This is a genomic window from Variovorax sp. GW821-FHT09D04, from assembly GCF_059416405.1.
In genome coordinates, this window is record NZ_JBWKPA010000003.1 from 252,033 (window position 1) to 269,479 (window position 17,447).

Sequence of the window (17,447 nt, forward strand, 5' to 3'; positions counted from 1 at the left end):
GTCAGGGCGTGGATGACAGCATCGCGTCCGGTGCGGCGGCGTCGCGCTGCGCCGAGGTGAGCAGGAAGTAGCCGTACGCGGCCGCCATCAGCACGAGGAACAGCACCGTGAGCATGGGGTTGAACCAGACCATCGCGCCCAGGCACACCAGCCCGAGCCCAAGCGCGACGGCCGGGAACACGGGGTAGAAGGGCGCGCGGTAGGTGCGCAGCAGGTCGGGCTCGGTGCGCCGCAGCTTGAACAGGGCGGCCATCGAGATCAGGTACATCACGATCGCGCCGAGCACGGCCATGGTCACGATGTTGGCCGTGAGCGTCTGTCCGCCGAACTGCACCCACTCGTCGCTGAAGATGGCGGCGATGCCCACCACGCCGCCGGCCAGCAGCGCGCGGTGCGGCGTGTCGAAGCGCGGGCTCAGTCCGGCGAAGTAGGCCGGCAGGTAGCCGGCGCGCGCGAGCGCGAAGATCTGGCGCGAGTAGCCCATGAGGATGCCGTGGAACGAGGCGACCAGGCCGAACAGGCCGATCCACACCAGCATGTGCAGCCAGCCGCTGTTGGCGCCCACCACCGCCTTCATCGCCTGCGGCAGCGGGTCGTTGATGTTCGCGAGCTGGCGCCAGTCGCCCACGCCGCCCGCGAAGATCATCACGCCGAAGGCCAGCAGCACCAGCGTGACGATGCCGGTGGTGTAGGCCAGCGGAATCGTGCGGTGCGGATCGCGCGCCTCTTCGGCTGCCATGGCCGCGCCCTCGATGGCCAGGAAGAACCAGATCGCGAACGGGATCGACGCGAAGATGCCCGACACCGCCGCGCCGTTCAGCACATTGCCGCCGGCCCATCCGTTGGCCACGAAGTTCGCCATCGACCAGCCCGGCGCGACCACGCCCATGAACACCAGCAGCTCGAAGATCGCGAGCACCGTGACGAACAGCTCGAACGCGGCCGCGATGCCGATGCCGATCCAGTTCAGCCCGATGAAGACCACGTAGGCCCCCACCGCGAACCACTTCGGGTTGATGCCCGGGAACTGCACGTTGAGGTAGGCGCCGATCGCCAGCGCGATGGCCGGCGGCGCGAAGACGAATTCGATCAGCGTCGCAAAACCCGCCACGAAACCGCCGCGCGGTCCGAAGGCGCGCCGCGCATAGGCGAAGGGGCCGCCCGCGTGCGGGATGGCAGTCGAGAGCTCGGTGAAGCTGAAGATGAAGGTCGTGTACATCGTCGCCACCAGCACGGTGGCGACCAGGAAGCCGAGCGTGCCGGCCGTGTTCCAGCCGTAGCTCCAACCAAAGTACTCACCCGAGATGACGAGGCCGACCGCGATGCCCCACAACTGGACGGGACCGAGGACTTTCTTGAGATGACCGGTGCCGGCGACGGGGGCCGGCGGAGCGTCGTTGGCGCGCATGGGGGCTTCCTCTCTGGGCGGATGGTGACAGTGCACCCCTCCCAAAGCAAGGGCCGTTCCATCGGATACATCGGCGTACAGGCGGCTTCACGGGGGCTGTCCATAATCGGCAGCTTTTCAACCACCGAGGTGTTTCGTGAAGTCATTTTTCTGTGCCGCGCTCGTGTCCGTCCTTGCCATTCCCGCAGCCTTTGCGCAGTCCGCGGCGGTCACCACGCCCAGCGGCCTGATCTACCAGTCGCTCAAGGAAGGCACCGGCGCATCGCCCGCCGCCACGGACGTGGTCAAGGTGCACTACCGCGGCACCTTCCCCGACAGCGGCAAGGAGTTCGACAGCTCGTACAAGCGCGGCGAACCCACCGAGTTCCCGCTCAACGGCGTGATCCCGTGCTGGACGGAAGGCGTGCAGAAGATGAAGCCGGGCGGCAAGGCCAAGCTGACCTGCCCGGCGTCGATTGCTTACGGTGCGCGCGGTGCGGGCAACGGCCTGATTCCGCCGAATGCGACGCTGAATTTCGAAGTCGAGCTGGTGTCGGTCACGAAGAAGTAGTGGTCGCGGCCGGTTGGAGCCGGCTGGGGCAATGGGCGGTGCGTGCAGTCCATCACGCTGCTCGCCACGCAATAGTTGCCCGATTCTTTCCCCCTGTTTTTGCGCGCATGGGCCTCCCACAATCCGCGGCCTGACTCCTGATCCACAGGAGCGGCTTCTGGGAGGAATAATACATGTCCGCATTCCGTGCCGCGCCGACGCGCACGCTTCATATCACTGGCACCGCCACTCTGATGTTTCTGGGCCGCGTGGTGCCCTCATGTGCAGTCGGATTTGTCGAGGTGCACCGTGAGCGCTAAACAAATCATCGAGGACCACGACAAATGGCGAAAAGGCGCAGGCGGCGCGCCCGCGGGCCTTTCCGGCCAGAGCGACGGCAATGCCTACGCCGGCCTGGACCTCAACCTGATCACCTTCTCGTCCAGCGCCTTCAGTGGCAGCAGCTTCACTGCGACCACTTTTCAAGACGCCATCTGGACCGCATGCCAGTTCAGCGGTTGCTCCTTCAGCCAATGCGACATGCAGCGCATCGCGATCAGCGGATGCACCTTCGTGGACTGCACTTTCAGTGCATCGCAGCTCAAGGCCAGCACGCTCAGTGATTGCGCCTTCACTCGATGCAACTGGACCGAACTGAACTTCGATGCGAGCCATTGGTCGGGTCTGAAGTTGCTTGAGTGCAGAGGCACGCAAGTGAGTGCGACCAACCTGCAGGGCGAGCAGGTCGACTTCACAGGCAGTCAGTTCGAAGACATGGAACTGACCAACGCACGAATCAACTGAGGCTGCAAGATGCAGCCGCTCCCACTCACCCCGGCTGGTACTGATACAGCCAGGTCTCCGTCAACGTCTGATCCCCGTTCTTCAGATACAGCCGCATGTCTACTGGCTCCGTGCCCTCGGGCGTGAAGTCGAACTGCGCGCGCCAGTGGCCCGGCACGCCATTCGGCACGGCTTCGGCGAAGACGTAGGAGAACTTGCCGCGCGGCGCGGTGAGCACCAGTTCGGGCTTGACGCCGAAGGGCACGGTGGTGAGCGGCTGTCCGATGAACTCCACCATGAATTTGCGCACGCCTTGCGGGCGCGGCTGGCCCGGTTGGCCGCCGCGGCCGATGCGGGTGGCGACGCAGCGCGCGAGCGGTGACGGAAAAGGTTCCTGGTCGGTCCAGTGCAGCCGGTACTGCAGGCTGTAGCTCGCGCCGGCTTTTGCATCGGCCTTGGGCACCCAGAAGGCGACGGTGTTGTCGTGGATCTCGTCGTCGGTCGGGATCTCGATGAGCTGGACCGAGCCTTCGCCCCAGTCGCCCAGCGGTTCGATCCACAGGCTGGGGCGCTTCTCGTAGTTGACGCCGTCCTGGTAGTGGTCGAAGTTGCGGTCGCGCTGCAGCAGGCCGAAGCCGCGCGGCTTGGTGTCGGCGAACGCGGAGGCGCGGGTCTGCGTGGGGTTGTTGAGCGGGCGCCAGATGCGTTCGCCCGCGCCGTTCCAGATCGCGAGGCCGTCGGAGTCGTGCACCTCGGGGCGCCAGTCGATGGCGGTGGGCTTGATGGTTTCCGAGTACCAGTACATCGACGTGAGCGGCACCAGGCCCAGCCGCGACACGTCGCGGCGCAGGAACACGCGCGCGTCGATGTCCATGATGACGGCCTTGCCGCGCTGCATGACGAACTTGAACACGCCCGTGACGCTCGGCCCCTCGAGCAGCGCGTAGACGGTCATCGAGGTGGTGTTGCCCGCGGCGGGTGTCTCGAAATAGAAGCGCGTGAAGTTCGGAAACTCCTCAGGCTTGTCGGGCACCGCCACGTCGAGCGCGATGCCGCGCGCCGACAGGCCGTATTGGTAGAGCTCGCCGATGGCGCGGAAGTACGAGGCGCCAAGAAAGGCGACCCAGTCGTTCTTCTGCCAGTCGAGCTTGCTTTGATCGCCCAAGCGGCTTTCCTGCAGGCGGAAGCCTGCGAACCCGGCGCCCTCGGGCAGCGCGCGCGCGGGGCTGTCGGGGGGCATCGAGAAGTACGTGGGGCTGTAGAGCACCTCGCGCGCAAAGCTGTCGCCGCCGGCGGTCTCCAGCACGTGCATGCGCACCGGGGTCTGGAAGAAGCGGCCGAGGTGGAAGAAGGTGACGGGAAACGCGCCGGGCCCGTCGCGGAAGAGGGCGTTGGCGGGGTCGAAGCGGATCTTGCCGTGCGCGTCGTAGTCGATGCGCTCCAGCACCTGCGGCGCCAGCGGCGCGGCGGCGGTGTAGGGGCGGGTCGCGAGGCGCTTGGCCTGTGCGACGAGCGCATCGAAGGAGAAGGGCGCCGGCTGGCTCAGTTGCAGGCCGTTGGCGGCCAGCGCCTCTTCGGGCAGTCCCAGGGCAGCGAGTGCGGCGGCGGCACTGCCGGCGGCGAGGAAGGATCGGCGATCAAGCATGGGTTCTTGAGGGGCGGCGAAAGCCTTTGGAGGAGAAGGGAAAAGAGAAGCGTCGGGGAGACGGGGGAAAAACAACGCCAAGCATGCCCCGGACCACAGGGTACGGCGCGTCAGCCATTCCGCGCAAACGGGGCCGGACAAGGCCCCGCGCTGTCTTGCGGCAGCGGGTGCCGATCGGGCCTTTTTCGGGGCGTCGGCGGGTATTCTCGCGCCATCGAAAGTGCCTGGAGACCACGGACATGTACACGGAACAAGGCGGCGAAGGCCCGGACCTGCTGGTGCTGCTGCACGGCATGGGCGCGACAGGCGCGGTGTGGTCGCCGCTGTGCGCGCAGGCCGGTGCGCGATGGAGTGGCCGCTGGCTTGCGCTCGACCTGCCCGGGCACGGCGCATCGGACCGACAGGCCTCCTACGCCATCGGCCAGCACGCCGCCACCGTGGCGCGCGCAGTGCTGCCGCATCTGCAGCCCGAAGGCCGCCTCGTGGTGCTCGGCCATTCACTGGGCGGCGTGATCGGCCTGGCTCTCGCGACGGGATGGTTTGGCGTCGTGCCGCACGCGGTGTTCGCGGCGGGCATCAAGGTCGGATGGAGCGATGAAGAAGTCCGCCGCATGGAGACGCTGGCGATGCAGCCTACCAAGCGTTTCGCGACGAAAGAAGAGGCAGTTGACCGCTACCTGAAGGTCTCCGGCCTGGCCGCGATCGCCGACGCGACGGCGCCCGTCGTGGCGCGCGGCGTGACGCAAGAGGACGAGGGATGGCGCCTCGCCATGGACCCGCGCGCCAATGCCGTGGGCAAGCCGCCGCTGTCCGAACTCGTCGGCCTGGCGCGCTGCCCCGTCCATCTCGGGCAGGGCCGCCACGATGCGCTGGTGACGATGGAACAGACCCGCTCTCTCGACCCCGAAGCCCGCGACCTGGGCCCGCACGGCCACAACGTGATGGTCGAGGCGCCCGGCGCGGTGTGGGACTGGATGGCTTCGCTCAGCTGAGCCGGTCGTCGGCGCGGCGGATCGGCACCGTCACTCGCACTTCGGCCGCGCGCGCCCGCAGCTGGCCGCAGCCGCCGTCGACGTCCTGGCCGGCCGAGTAGCGCAGCTTCGTGAGGATGCCGCGCTCGTGCAGCGTGCGGGCCATCTGCTCGCAGCGCGCGCGCGACGGGCGGCCGAAGGCCACGCCGTCCACCGTGTTGAACGGGATCATGTTCAGCACGCCGTACTTGCCCGACAGCAGCCGCACGATGCCTTCGACTTCCTCGGGGCCGTCGTTCACGCCTTCGAGCAGCGTCCACTGGTACTGGATGGGGTAGCCGGTGGTGCGGGCGTAGTGCTCGCCCGCGTCGATGAGGGCTTCGGGCGTCAGGTTCGGCGCGCGCGGCAGGAGCTTGCGGCGCAGCTCCGCATTGGTCGTGTGCAGCGAGAGCGCCAGCGCGGGCCGCACGCGCGCCTGCAGCAGCCGCTCGAACACGCGCGGATCGCCGACGGTGGAGAACACCAGGTTCTTGTGGCCGATGTTGCCCACGGTGCCCAGCAGCTCGATGGCCTCGATCACGTTGTCCAGGTTGTGCGCCGGTTCGCCCATGCCCATGAACACCACCTTGCGCACCGGCCGGCGCAGGCGCGCGAGCGCCACCTGGGCAATGATTTCGGCGCTTTCGACCTGGCGCAGCAGGCCGTCGCGGCCCGTCATGCAGAACTGGCACCCGACGGCGCAGCCGACCTGCGACGACACGCACAGGCCGTCGCGCGGCAGCAGCACGCTTTCCACCGTCTGGCCGTCGGCCAGCGCAACGAGCAGCCGCTCGGAGCCGTCGGCGCCAGGGTGAACCGCATGGATGCGCGCCAAGCCCGCAAGCTCGGCCTCGATGGCCGGCAGGGCCTCCATCAGCGACGACGGGAAGAAGGTGGCCGGCAGGCGTCTGCCGCTGTTGCGCGGCAGCGCATGCGACCACAGCCGCAGGATGCGCTGCTCGTGGCTGGGGCCGGCCCCGGCCTCGCGGAGTCGTCGTTTCAGTTCGTGGATTCGCATGCGCGGCGTGGGGCAAAGGGGCTCGGGAGAGCGCCGATTGTGCACGGCAGGCATGCGAAGGCGCAGCGCGCCGGAAGCGGTGCGCTGCGCCTTCGTGTGCGCGAATTGGAACAAAGGGGAGGGCCGTTGCCGGCCTCTCCCGCCTTCGGTCAGCCCAGCAGGCCGTGCAGGATGTTCGTCACGGGCGCCAGCGCGGAGCCCGTGCCGCTGTGGTCGAGCAGGCTGGTGATCGGGGCCACGACCTCGCACACCAGCGGCGTGACCGCGTGCTCGACGGTGTTCACCACTTCCGCGACCACCGGGGCGACCGCCGAGCTGGCGCCGGCCAGGATGTCGGCCGCGGGCACCGCGGCGCCGGATGCGGCTTGCGTGGCCTCGGCCACGACCGGTGCCACGGCGTCGCTTGCATGGCCGAGCACCGACGACACCGGCTCCAGGATGTCCGCGACGGGGCTCTTGCCTCCGAGCAGGCCGCCGAGCAGGCTGCCCACGAGGCCGTCTTCGCCGACGATGCCGCCGAGCAAGCCGCCTTCGCCGCCACCGAGGACGCCGCCCAGCAGGCCGTCGTCGCCCAGCACGCCACCGAGCAGACCGCCTTCGCCGCCGAGGACACCGCCCAGCAGGCCGTCGTCACCCAGCACGCCACCGAGCAGACCGCCGTCACCGCCGAGGACACCGCCCAGGAGGCCGTCGTCACCGAGCACGCCACCAAGCAAACCGCCGTCACCGCCGAGGACACCGCCCAACAGGCCGTCGTCACCCAACACGCCGCCGAGCAGACCGCCGTCGCCGCCGAGGACACCGCCCAGCAGGCCGTCGTCACCCAGCACGCCGCCGAGCAGACCGCCGTCACCGCCGAGGACGCCACCCAGCAAGCCGTCGTCGCCCAGCAATCCACCGAGCAGACCACCGTCGCCGCCGAGGACACCGCCCAGCAAGCCGTCATCACCCAGCACGCCGCCAAGCAATCCGCCGTCGCCGCCGCCGAGCAGGCTGCCCAGAAGGCCTTCGTCACCCAGCAAGCCGCCTAGCAGGCCTCCCTCACCACCGAGGACACCACCCAGCAGGCCGTCGTCACCGAGCACACCGCCGAGCAGGCCACCGTCGCCGCCGAGGACACCGCCCAGAAGACCGTCGTCGCCGAGCAAGCCACCCAGCAGGCCGCCGTCACCGCCGAGCAGGCCGCCCAGCAAACCATCGTCACCCAGCACACCGCCGAGCAAGCCGCCGCCGTCGCCGCCAAGGACGCCATTCAACAGGCCGCCGACCGGGCCTTCGGCACCGAGGATGCCGTCGTCGCCCAGCACACCGCCCAGCAGGCCGTCGTCACCGAGGACGCCACCCAGGAGCCCGTCATCGCCCAGCAGGCCGCTGAGCAAGCCGTCTTCGCCGCCGAGCAGGCCGGCCAGCGGGGTGGCGCTCAGCAGGGAGCCGACCGCGCCGTCGGGGCCGAGCAGGCTGTCCACGAGCCCGTCGCCACCGAGCAGTCCGCCGGTGAGGCCTTCGCTACCGAGCAGGCCGGACAGGGCGCCCTCGCCGCCGAGCACGCCGCCCAGGATGCCTTCGTCACCGAGGAGGCCGTTGACCAGGCCTTCGTCGCCCAGCACACCGCCAAGCAGGCCGCCCTCGCCGCCGAGGAGGCCACCCAGCAGGCCGTCGTCGCCCAGGACACCCCCGAGCAAGCCACCTTCGCCACCGAGGACACCGCCCAGCAGGCCGTCGTCACCCAGTACACCGCCGAGCAGACCCCCATCGCCACCGAGCAAGCCGCCCAACAGGCCGTTGTCACCCAGCACGCCGCCAAGCAAGCCTCCTTCACCGCCGAGGACACCACCCAGCAGGCCGTCATCGCCCAGCACACCGCCGAGCAGGCCCCCGTCGCCACCGAGCAGACCGCCCAACAGGCCGTCGTCACCCAGCACACCGCCCAGCAGGCCGCCTTCGCCGCCGAGCAAGCCACCCAGCAAACCGCCATCGCCCAGCACGCCGCCGAGCAGCCCGTCATCGCCCAGCAACTGCCCGATCAATCCGTCTTCGCCGAGCACGCTGCCCAGCAGGCTGCCGTCACCCAGCAGCCCCTCGAGCACCTGGCCGACGACGCCGTCCGTGCCGAGCAGGTCGTCCACGAGGCCGTCCAGGCCCAGCGGGGTGGTGATGCCGCCGAGCAGGCCTTCGCTGCCCAGCACGTTCTCCAGCGCATTGCCCAGCGCGTCGGTCAGGTAGTCGACCTGGCCGATCAGCGAGCCGACGAGGGCGTCGGTCAGGCCATCGCCGAGCAGGCCGTCGACCACGGGGGTCAGCACGCCGCCCACGTGAACGGCAATGTTTTCGACCGCGTTGTCCACCGGTTCGAACTCATTGGGATCGTTGGGCTTGAACTCCTCGCCGGTCACCGGCGAGAGCAGGTCGTCGACGAGGTCGGTGAGGCCGTCGGCCACCGGCATCAGCGAGGCCAGCGTGCCCGACGAGCCGGAGGCGCTGCGCACGTTGGTCGCACCGCCGCCCAGGCCGAGCGCGTTGTCGAGGGCGCCCAGCAGGTGCCCGGCGAGGCCGTCGCCCGGATCGAGCAGGTGGTCTGCGTCGGCGTCGGCATCCGCGTCCGAATCGGCGTCCGCATCAGCGTCGGCGTCTGCATCCGAATCCGCGTCGGCGTCCGAATCGGCATCGGCATCGGCGTCTGCATCCGAGTCGGCGTCGGCGTCTGCATCGGCATCCGAATCGGCATCCGCGTCGCTGTCGCCGATGCCCGACACGAACAGGGGAAAGCCGCCGCCGTCGCCGCCACCACCGCCGCTCAGCGCGGCGCCCAGGCCGATGGCGCCCAGCGCGCCGAGTGCGAATTCACCCAGGCCGATGCCGCTGCCGGCCGCGGTCTTCTTGCTCACGGCGAGCGCCGCGGCTTCCGCGTCGCTGTCGGGCGAGGTGACATCGAGGTTGCCGGCGGCCACGTCGACGTTCACCTGTTCGAGGCCGCTGGACAGCTTGGTCGAGGTGATGGTGGCGTCGGTGCCGCCCGCGAACACTCCGGCCAGCGGCGCCTTGTTGGTGGCCGAGCCGGGGAAGAGCACGTTGGCCTGGCCGCCGTCGGGCACGATCACGCGGTCGCCTGCGATGAGGGTCTGGTTGCCGTCCACCGGCATGCGAAATCCGTCGCGCATGACGACCGTGCCGGGCGTGGCGTTGGACAGGGTGCCCAGGCTGGTCGGCCCGGCGGGCGCGGCCATGGGGGCGCCCGATCCGACGGGGCCCAGGGGGGTGACGCTGGCCTGTGCAAGCACCACGGGGGCGCCGCTTTCGGCGGCGGCGGGGATCGAAGCGATCGGCGATACGGTGGTGGTCATGCGGCCTCCTCGTCAAATAAATGACTACAGAGGGCAACATGCGTGCCGCCTTCGACTTCGGCCGTCAACGACGGACCGGAAACGCCGTATCTCTTTGATTCGAAACGATTTTTGTGCAAATGGCCCTGTCAGGCCAATGGTGCAAAACGGGCAGCTGTCGCCACTCGTTACGTAACACGGCGCGCGCTTTGGCCGGAACGCCGGGCGCGTTCAGCGCGGTTCAGCCGCGCAGCCGGACCTGCAAGCTCTTCAGGTTGGCCAGCCACGCAAGGTAGTCCTCGTCGTCCTCGCCCAGTTCGGCCCAGGTGTCGTGGCCGTCCGCGTCGGGGTCGTCGAGGATGGCCTGCAGCGCGTCGGCGGCAGCCTTGCGCAGGTCGGCGGGCGGCGCGGCCTTGCCGGCGCACCAGTCGACGGCGTCCGGGTGTGCATCGGCGCTGCCGTGTCCGGAGAGCAGTGCCAGCACTTCGGCCGCGGCGACGGTGCCTTCGGTCGAACCTGAATCCAGCGTCTCGCGGATGAAGGCGAGCGCGTCATCGGCTTCCTGCAGTTCCGCCAGCCAATCGAGTGCCTCGTCGTTGCCGAAGCCTGCTGTCGACCATGTACCCATTCGTTTGACTCCCGTGTGTGGCGTGTCGCGGTGCGGCCACGGTTTGAAGATGCGGTGATGCTAGCGACCCGATGGCGTGATCGCGCGGCCTCGCAGAATTCGTCAGAATGCCAGGCGACGCTTCCCAGTAGCATGGCCGCGCTCCTGACATGGGGGCGCGTGATCATCCAGTCCGTGAGCCGCCGGGGAACACTTCCCTTGGGCCGGCGTTGCGGCGGTGTCCTTCCAGGACACGCCGCGGTCACGGCCGATCTGCCGTGCATGGCCCGCGGAAGCAGATGCCGGGCCGCTTACCCATTCACAACCACGGTTTCAGGGAGAGATTCAGCATGTCATTCGTTTTTTCGTCGTTCACCGATCACCTGGGCGCGTTGCCGCCCGAACGCGCGCGCCACGGCGATGCCTTGCGCACACGCGTGCAGCAACAGGTGCAGGCACCGTTGCATGCCGACCTGTCGGCCTTTTCCTTCCTGCCCGACCAGGCAGACCACCCCGACCACGAGGACGCACCGCAGGTGTTCGCGCAGGCGGTCGAGCAGATGTACCTGCCCAAGCCGTGGCTGGGCGACGAGATTCCGCTCTTCTTCCTGGGCTACCACGCGATGAACCGGCTCAGCGGCAAGCGCACCTCGCAAGGGCTGCTGCTGACCGATCAGGCGGTGTACGTGCAGGACGACTTCACCGTGCTGTCGGCCGCACCGCCACCGGCGCAGGGCCATGCCTTGCCGGCGCGCGCGGACGATGCACCTTCGTTCGTCTCGATGCTGCTCGCGCGCTTCAAGGCCTGGAAAGACTGGTCCGGCGTGGCCGACGCGCCCGAGCCGGTGCTGCTCAAACGCTGCGGCGAACTGCTGGCGCCGACGGTCGCGGCGGTGCTCGCGTACCACGCGGAAAACGGCAGCCAGCGACAGGCGCAGCAACGCGTCTGGACGCTGGCCGAGCTGGTGGCCGACCACGGCGCAGTCGACACCTTGCTCGACCCCGCCAACCCGAAGCTGGCCAAGAAGCTGGGCAAGGTGACGGACAAGTTCCAGATTCCCGCGGGCGAGACGCTGCAGTTCGCGCTGGCCGACTTTCCGCTGTTCGGCGGCCCCTACGGCGTGGCGCTCACCGCGCAGGCGCTGTACGGCAAGGACCTGATGGAGTCGCCGCTGCGCATCGCGCTGGAGCGGGTGGAGGTGCGTGCGCTGCAGATCGGAGAGAAGGGCGACCAGCTGCTGACGGGCTCGACCCCGCCGATGGCGCTGCCCGCGCACATGAAGGAATCGCTGCGCGCACCTTTCCTCGCGTTCCTGCAGCAGGAGATCGCGCGCCTGCAATCGAAGGCCTGATCGATCCACCCGCGCGCCATTCAACAAATCTCGGAGGAGTTTTCATGGGGTTCAAGGACACGCTCGCGCACGCGATGCTCGACAACGACAAGCTCAAGTTCGACGCCGCTGCGCCCGCGCTTCCCGCGCAGGAGCAATGGCTGGTCACGCTGAGCACGCCGCTGTCGGCCTTCAACGGCGATTGCGTGAACGCGGTGCTCACCGGCAAGGACAACGACACCCTGCGCGAAGGCATCGCGCAGGTGTGGAACGTGAGCGACCGCGCGAGCTTCGAGCAGACCGCGCGCTGGCTGACCGAGGAAGGGCAGCGCGCGAAGTACCTGCCGGCCTGGAAGGCCATCGGTGCAATCGATGCGGCGGTGCAATCCACGCCGGGCGTGCTGCGCCTGGTCATGGACGCGTGGTTTCCCGCGTTCTTCCAGATCAAGGCGCGCGAGCACCTGGACATGCGGGCGCTGTCCGCGCAGACCGGGCACTCGAGCGCCGAGCTGAGCCAGCTGATGACGGGCAGTCAGAGCTGGGTCGGCGTCCTGCGCAAGCACTTCGGCGTGGCGCCGGATCAGCTGACGAACCTCGTGGCCTGGGACGCGGTGCGCCTGGCCAACCTGTCGCGCTGGGCGGTGCAGCTGGGCTACATCGAACGCGCGGAGTTCGCGGACTTTGCGGGCGGCCTGGCATCGCAGGTGCGCGCGGCCTATGCCAGCTGGTCGCAGGTGAGCGCCGCGTACATCGCGGCGGGCCTGATCTGGCAGTACTCCGACGCGCGCGAAGAGCATCTGCTGCGCACCAACCGCCTGCTGTTGAGCGACACGCGCAGCCCGTGGCGCAGCGTGCCTTTCGCCTGAAGAGGTCCTAGTCCTTCACCCTCAGCGCGTACACCGCGTAGATCGGCACGCCGAGAAAGAACAGCACCATCGGCGCGAACAGCGTGTAGGGCCAGCCGATGCCTTCCATCACGCGGTAGGTACCGTCCAGGTGCAGCCGCGGATGGGGCTGCGTGAGGTCTTCGTACCGGCGCAGGCCCCACTGGAACTCCGCGCCGGTCGCGCGCACGGACGGATGCTGGCGCGCACGGCCCACGGCCAGCCAGCACATCGCATCGAAGGCCAGCACCGAACCCGCGGGCGCGCGTTCGCCGAAGGTGGTGAACACCGCATTCACCTGCTCGGGCGTGAGGTACATCAGCACGCCCTCGGTGAACAGGAAGACCGGCTGCGCCTGGCGCTTGCGCGGCAGGCCGAGCTGCTCCCACCAGCCGGGCGCCGTAAGGTCGAGTTCGCGCAGGTCGTGGCGCGGATGCGTGTCGGGCAGCAGCTCGCGGCGCAGGGCCAGCACCTCGGGCAGGTCGGCGTCGGTCATGCGCGACTTGCCGTCGTCCAGCCATTGGAAGTAGTGGCTCAGGCCGCAGCCCATGTTCACGACACGCGCGCCCGGGTGCAGCTTGAGGAAGTCCTGCGCCAGGCTGCGAAAGCGCCGCGTGCGCGCCAGGATGCCGTAGATGGTCGTGCGGTCGTCGGGCAGGGCATGGTCGTCGTCGCGGATCTGCTCGAGGATGCCGGCGGCGTAGGCGTCGCGCACGGCCATCTGCGGAAACAGCGCATCGCCCGAAGCCCGCGCGGCCAGCGGAATTCGCAAGGTGGACGGCACGGCCGAGAGCTTGCGCGCGGATTTGCCGGTGGTCATGAATGCGGGGGCAGGGCCATGCACAAAGTCTGGCCGGTCCCGCGCGTGCGGGCAAGTCAGTCTTTGGTGTTGCCCGCGGGCGGGCGCTGGCGTGCGAGGTGGCGGTACACGGTACTGCGGTGAACGCCGAGCCGGCGGGCCGCGCGCGCCACGTCGTGGTCGCAGGCGCGCAGCGCTTCGTCGATGGCGTGGCGCGTGATGGTCTGCAGGGGTGCGTTGGGTTGCGACAGTGTGGCTTCGCTGAAGTCGGCAACGGGTGCGGGGTCTTGCAGGTGCGCGGGCAGCGCATCGGCCGTCACCGCATCGCCCGGGTCGGCCAGCGCCACGAGGGCGCGCAGCACGCTGCGCAGCTCGCGCACGTTGCCGGGCCAGCGGTAGGCGGCCAGGCGTTCGAGCGCGTCGTTCTCCAGGCACAGGTGCTTGGCGGCGCCGCCCGATTCGAGAAATAGCCGCGCGATCAGCGCGCGCCGGTCGGCGCGTTCGTGCAGCGCGGGCAGGGCGACGGTGAAACCGGCCACGCGGTACATCAGGTCGGCGCGAAAGCGCCCGGCCTCGACCAGCGCGGGCAGGCCGGCGTGCGTGGCGCAAATCAAATCGAAATCGACCGCCACACCCTGGCCACCGCCCAGCGGCGTGACCACGCGGCCTTCGAGCACGCGCAGCAGGCGCGTCTGCAGCGCGAGCGGGATCTCGGCGATCTCGTCCAGAAACAACACCCCGCCGTGCGCCTCGCGGATGCGCCCCGGCATGCCCTTGCGGCGCGCGCCGGTGAAGGCGCCTTCTTCGTAACCGAACAGCTCGGCCTCGATCAGCGTCTCGGGCAGCGAGGCGCAGTCGACCGCCACGAACGGGCCCGCGCTGCGGCGGCTGGCGGCGTGCAGGCGGCGCGAGAACACCTCCTTGCCGCTGCCGGTCTCGCCGTTCACCAGCACCGGCACGCCTTCGTTGAGCACGCGCACGGCGCGCGCCAGCAATGGGCGCACCACGTCGTCGTTGTCGACGGGCGCTGTGTTCGCGGCCATCACCTGCCGCGCACCACCGGAGCGGCCCGTGCCGCTGTTCGCCGTGCCCGTGCGCTCCATGACGGTCGCGATCTGCCGTCCGCCCGGCAGCGTGAGCAGGCTGCGCCGGTGCTCCATGCGTGGCCACTGCGCGCCCAGGAATTCTTCGGCGTCGAGGTCGAGCAGGCCCTCCCACGAGCGCCCGAACAGGTCGAGCGCCACGCGGTTGGCCGCCACGATGCGGCCGCCCTCGATCACCATCAGGCCTTCGCGCGCGGTGCCGATCAACGCCGGCCGTGCATGGAAGCGCAGCACGTGGCCCGAGGCCTCGGCCAGCAGCATGCGGTGCTCCACTTGTTGTGCCGCCATGCGCACCAGGCCCAGGGCGTGGTGGTTCACGCGCGCGGTCTCGCCCGAGATGTCGAGCGCGCCGGCCAGCTCGCCGCGTCCGCTGAAGATGGGCGCCGCCGCGCAGCCCAGCCGGCCGTTCTGCGCCAGGTAGTGCTCGCCGCCCAGCACCATCAGCGCCACACGCTCGGCCAGCGCCGTGCCGATGGCGTTGGTGCCGCGGTGGCTCTCCGACCATTCCACGCCGGGCTGCAGCGCCACGCGCTGGGCCTTGGGCAGAAAGTCGGGGCTGCCGATTTCTTCGAGGATGAGGCCGCTGGCGTCCGACAGCGCGACGATGCAACCGTTGCCCACCGCGTGCTCGGCGAGCCCGTCGAGCTCGGGCTGCGCGCAGCTGAGCAGGCGCATCGCCTGCTCGCGGCGCTCGTTCAGCAGCGACGGCGCCATCGGCGTGGGGTCGATGCAATGCGGGTCGACCGGCCGGCTGCGCTGCCACGAGCGCGAGATGTGCGGCGCGATCCACGGCGCCGGGTCGCGGCCCTGCGCGAAGAACAGCTCGCGCGCCTGCGCGACGCTGACCGATGGAGCGGAAGCTTCACTCGTCATGCGTGACTCCGTGGACGGGGATTGCCGGCGATTCGCCTTGTGCGACATCGTAGTCGCCGCCGTCGCGCGCATCTGTCGCAGATTGCGAATGGAAACCCTCTGCGCGGGCCGCGCCCCTGTGGCGCGGGGCTTGGGGATTGTCCCGATCCGCGCGGGTATGCCGCTTGCGGTGCCTGTGCGGGCCGCCGCATGTCGCGGTGCCCGTTCACACCTTACCCAACGGAGACAACCCATGGACATGCTCGAACCGGGCAAATTCGGTACCGCAGTGCCTTTCAAGAAGCGCTACGGCAACTACATCGGCGGCGAATGGGTCGCGCCGGTGGAGAACCAGTATTTCGGGAACATCACGCCCGTCACCGGCAAGGTCTTCTGCGAAGTGCCGCGCTCCAGCGCCGCCGACATCGAGCGCGCGCTCGACGCCGCCCACAAGGCCAAGGGCGCCTGGGGCCGCACCTCGACCACCGAGCGCGCCAACATCCTGAACCGCATCGCCGACCGCATGCAGGAAAACCTGGCCATGCTGGCGGCGGCCGAGACCTGGGACAACGGCAAGCCGATCCGCGAGACCATGGCCGCCGACCTGCCGCTGGCCATCGACCACTTCCGCTACTTCGCCTCGTGCATCCGCTCGCAGGAGGGCGGCATCAGCGAGATCGACCACGAAACCTTCGCGTACCACTTTCACGAGCCCATCGGCGTGGTCGGCCAGATCATTCCGTGGAACTTCCCGATCCTCATGGCCGTGTGGAAGCTCGCGCCCGCGCTGGCGGCCGGCAACTGCGTGGTGCTCAAGCCCGCCGAGCAGACGCCAGTGTCGATCCTGGTGCTGATGGAGGTCATCGGCGACCTGCTGCCGCCGGGCGTGCTGAACATCGTCAACGGCTTCGGCGTGGAGGCGGGCAAGCCGCTGGCGTCGAGCAACCGCATCGGCAAGATCGCCTTCACCGGCGAGACCACCACGGGCCGGCTGATCTCGCAGTACGCGAGCCAGAACCTCATTCCGGTGACGCTGGAGCTGGGCGGCAAGTCGCCCAACATCTTCTTTGCCGACGTGATGGAGCGCGACGACGCCTTCTTCGACAAGGCGCTCGAAGGCTTCACGATGTTTGCGCTGAACCAGGGCGAGGTCTGCACCTGCCCGAGCCGCGCGCTGATCCAGGAATCGATCTACGACCGCTTCATGGAGCGCGCACTGAAGCGCGTGGCCGCGATCAAGCAAGGCAGCCCGCTCGACGCGGCCACCATGATCGGCGCGCAGGCTTCGAGCGAACAGCTGGAAAAAATCCTGTCGTACCTGGACATCGGCCGGCAGGAGGGCGCGCAGGTGCTCATCGGCGGCGAGCGCCAGCAGCTCGACGGTGATCTGGCCGACGGCTACTACGTGAAGCCGACCGTGTTCCGCGGCCACAACAAGATGCGCATCTTCCAGGAAGAGATCTTCGGGCCCGTGGTGTCGGTCACCACCTTCAAGGACGAGGAAGAAGCGCTGTCGATCGCCAACGACACGCTCTACGGCCTGGGCGCCGGCGTGTGGAGCCGCGACATGAACCGCGCCTTCCGCATGGGCCGCGGCATCCAGGCGGGGCGCGTGTGGACCAACTGCTACCACCAGTACCCGGCGCATGCGGCCTTCGGCGGCTACAAGCAATCGGGCATCGGGCGAGAGAACCACAAGATGATGCTCGACCACTACCAGCAGACCAAGAACCTGCTCGTGAGCTACAGCGAGAACAAGCTGGGCTTCTTCTGATGACCGGCGAGGTCCTGCGCGTCACCGCGACCGACGCGGCGCTCGCGCTCATCGACGACCTCGCCGCCAGGCTCGGCCCGCTGATGTTCCATCAGTCGGGCGGTTGCTGCGACGGCAGCGCGCCCATGTGCTACGCCCAGGGCGAGTTCATCGTGGGCGACTACGACCGGCTGCTGGGCCGCATCGGCGGCATGCCGTTCTACATCAGCGGGCCGCAGTTCGAGTACTGGCAGCACACGCAACTGATCATCGACGTGGTGCCGGGGCGCGGCGGCATGTTCTCGCTGGAAGGGCCGCTGGGGGTGCGCTTTCTGACGCGCTCGCGGTTGTTCACTGATGCGGAGTGGGCGGTGCTCGAGGCGGAGGCGGCGAGGTAGGGCCCCG

The 17,447-nt window shown here is 69.1% G+C and carries 14 protein-coding genes; 7 read left to right on the plus strand and 7 right to left on the minus strand.

Features of this window, described 5'->3' with window-relative positions; translation table 11 throughout:
* Position 1 precedes the first annotated feature (1 nt).
* Complete coding sequence (eat, locus tag AC07O4_RS11540) at positions 2-1,408, minus strand: ethanolamine permease (RefSeq protein WP_495304581.1); 1,407 nt, start codon at positions 1,406-1,408, stop codon at positions 2-4.
* A 136-nt stretch (positions 1,409-1,544) separates the two neighbouring features.
* Here eat and AC07O4_RS11545 point away from each other — a divergent pair, with 136 nt between their 5' ends.
* Positions 1,545-1,958, plus strand: coding sequence for an FKBP-type peptidyl-prolyl cis-trans isomerase (locus tag AC07O4_RS11545; protein WP_095744887.1), 414 nt, complete (start codon positions 1,545-1,547; stop codon positions 1,956-1,958).
* Positions 1,959-2,219: 261 nt separating this feature from the next.
* Positions 2,220-2,741 (plus strand): pentapeptide repeat-containing protein, encoded by a 522-nt coding sequence (locus tag AC07O4_RS11550; RefSeq protein ID WP_495304582.1) that lies wholly within the window; start codon positions 2,220-2,222, stop codon positions 2,739-2,741.
* A gap of 25 nt (positions 2,742-2,766) precedes the next feature.
* On the opposite strand, the gene AC07O4_RS11555 is transcribed toward AC07O4_RS11550, so the two are convergent.
* Positions 2,767-4,365 (minus strand): OpgD/OpgG family glucan biosynthesis protein, encoded by a 1,599-nt coding sequence (locus AC07O4_RS11555; protein ID WP_495304583.1) that lies wholly within the window; start codon positions 4,363-4,365, stop codon positions 2,767-2,769.
* Between the two features lie 239 nt (positions 4,366-4,604).
* Between AC07O4_RS11555 and AC07O4_RS11560 the strand changes: the two genes are divergently transcribed.
* Entirely contained in the window at positions 4,605-5,357 is a 753-nt protein-coding gene (locus AC07O4_RS11560; RefSeq protein ID WP_390344756.1) for an alpha/beta fold hydrolase, read from the plus strand.
* On the opposite strand, the gene AC07O4_RS11565 is transcribed toward AC07O4_RS11560, so the two are convergent.
* The 3 genes from AC07O4_RS11565 to AC07O4_RS11575 form a co-directional block, all read right to left on the minus strand.
* Entirely contained in the window at positions 5,350-6,393 is a 1,044-nt protein-coding gene (locus AC07O4_RS11565) for an RNA methyltransferase (protein ID WP_495304584.1), read from the minus strand. The genes AC07O4_RS11560 and AC07O4_RS11565 overlap by 8 nt on opposite strands.
* 149 nt (positions 6,394-6,542) lie before the next feature.
* Positions 6,543-9,734, minus strand: a complete 3,192-nt coding sequence (locus AC07O4_RS11570) for a hypothetical protein (protein WP_495304585.1) — start codon at positions 9,732-9,734, stop codon at positions 6,543-6,545.
* 220 nt (positions 9,735-9,954) lie between these two features.
* Positions 9,955-10,341: a DUF4259 domain-containing protein gene (locus AC07O4_RS11575; RefSeq protein ID WP_495304586.1), complete on the minus strand. Its 387-nt coding sequence runs from the start codon at positions 10,339-10,341 to the stop codon at positions 9,955-9,957.
* A 329-nt stretch (positions 10,342-10,670) separates the two neighbouring features.
* On the opposite strand from AC07O4_RS11575, the gene AC07O4_RS11580 reads away from it, so the two are divergent.
* Positions 10,671-11,672, plus strand: coding sequence for a hypothetical protein (locus AC07O4_RS11580; RefSeq protein ID WP_495304587.1), 1,002 nt, complete (start codon positions 10,671-10,673; stop codon positions 11,670-11,672).
* 44 nt (positions 11,673-11,716) lie between these two features.
* Positions 11,717-12,517 carry a DUF1266 domain-containing protein gene (locus tag AC07O4_RS11585; protein ID WP_495304588.1) on the plus strand — a complete coding sequence of 267 codons (801 nt, stop codon included), beginning with the start codon at positions 11,717-11,719 and terminating at the stop codon, positions 12,515-12,517.
* 7 nt (positions 12,518-12,524) lie between these two features.
* On the opposite strand, the gene AC07O4_RS11590 is transcribed toward AC07O4_RS11585, so the two are convergent.
* Together AC07O4_RS11590 and AC07O4_RS11595 are read right to left on the minus strand one after the other, a co-directional pair.
* Complete coding sequence (locus tag AC07O4_RS11590; RefSeq protein ID WP_495304589.1) at positions 12,525-13,355, minus strand: class I SAM-dependent methyltransferase; 831 nt, start codon at positions 13,353-13,355, stop codon at positions 12,525-12,527.
* A gap of 56 nt (positions 13,356-13,411) precedes the next feature.
* Entirely contained in the window at positions 13,412-15,310 is a 1,899-nt protein-coding gene (locus tag AC07O4_RS11595) for a sigma-54-dependent Fis family transcriptional regulator (protein ID WP_495304590.1), read from the minus strand.
* 232 nt (positions 15,311-15,542) lie between these two features.
* On the opposite strand from AC07O4_RS11595, the gene adh reads away from it, so the two are divergent.
* Positions 15,543-17,063: an aldehyde dehydrogenase gene (gene adh / locus AC07O4_RS11600; RefSeq protein ID WP_495304591.1), complete on the plus strand. Its 1,521-nt coding sequence runs from the start codon at positions 15,543-15,545 to the stop codon at positions 17,061-17,063.
* A complete protein-coding gene (locus AC07O4_RS11605; protein WP_495304592.1) occupies positions 17,063-17,440 on the plus strand; it encodes a DUF779 domain-containing protein in 378 nt (125 codons plus the stop codon). The genes adh and AC07O4_RS11605 overlap by 1 nt, the downstream gene beginning before the upstream one ends.
* Positions 17,441-17,447: the final 7 nt, after the last annotated feature.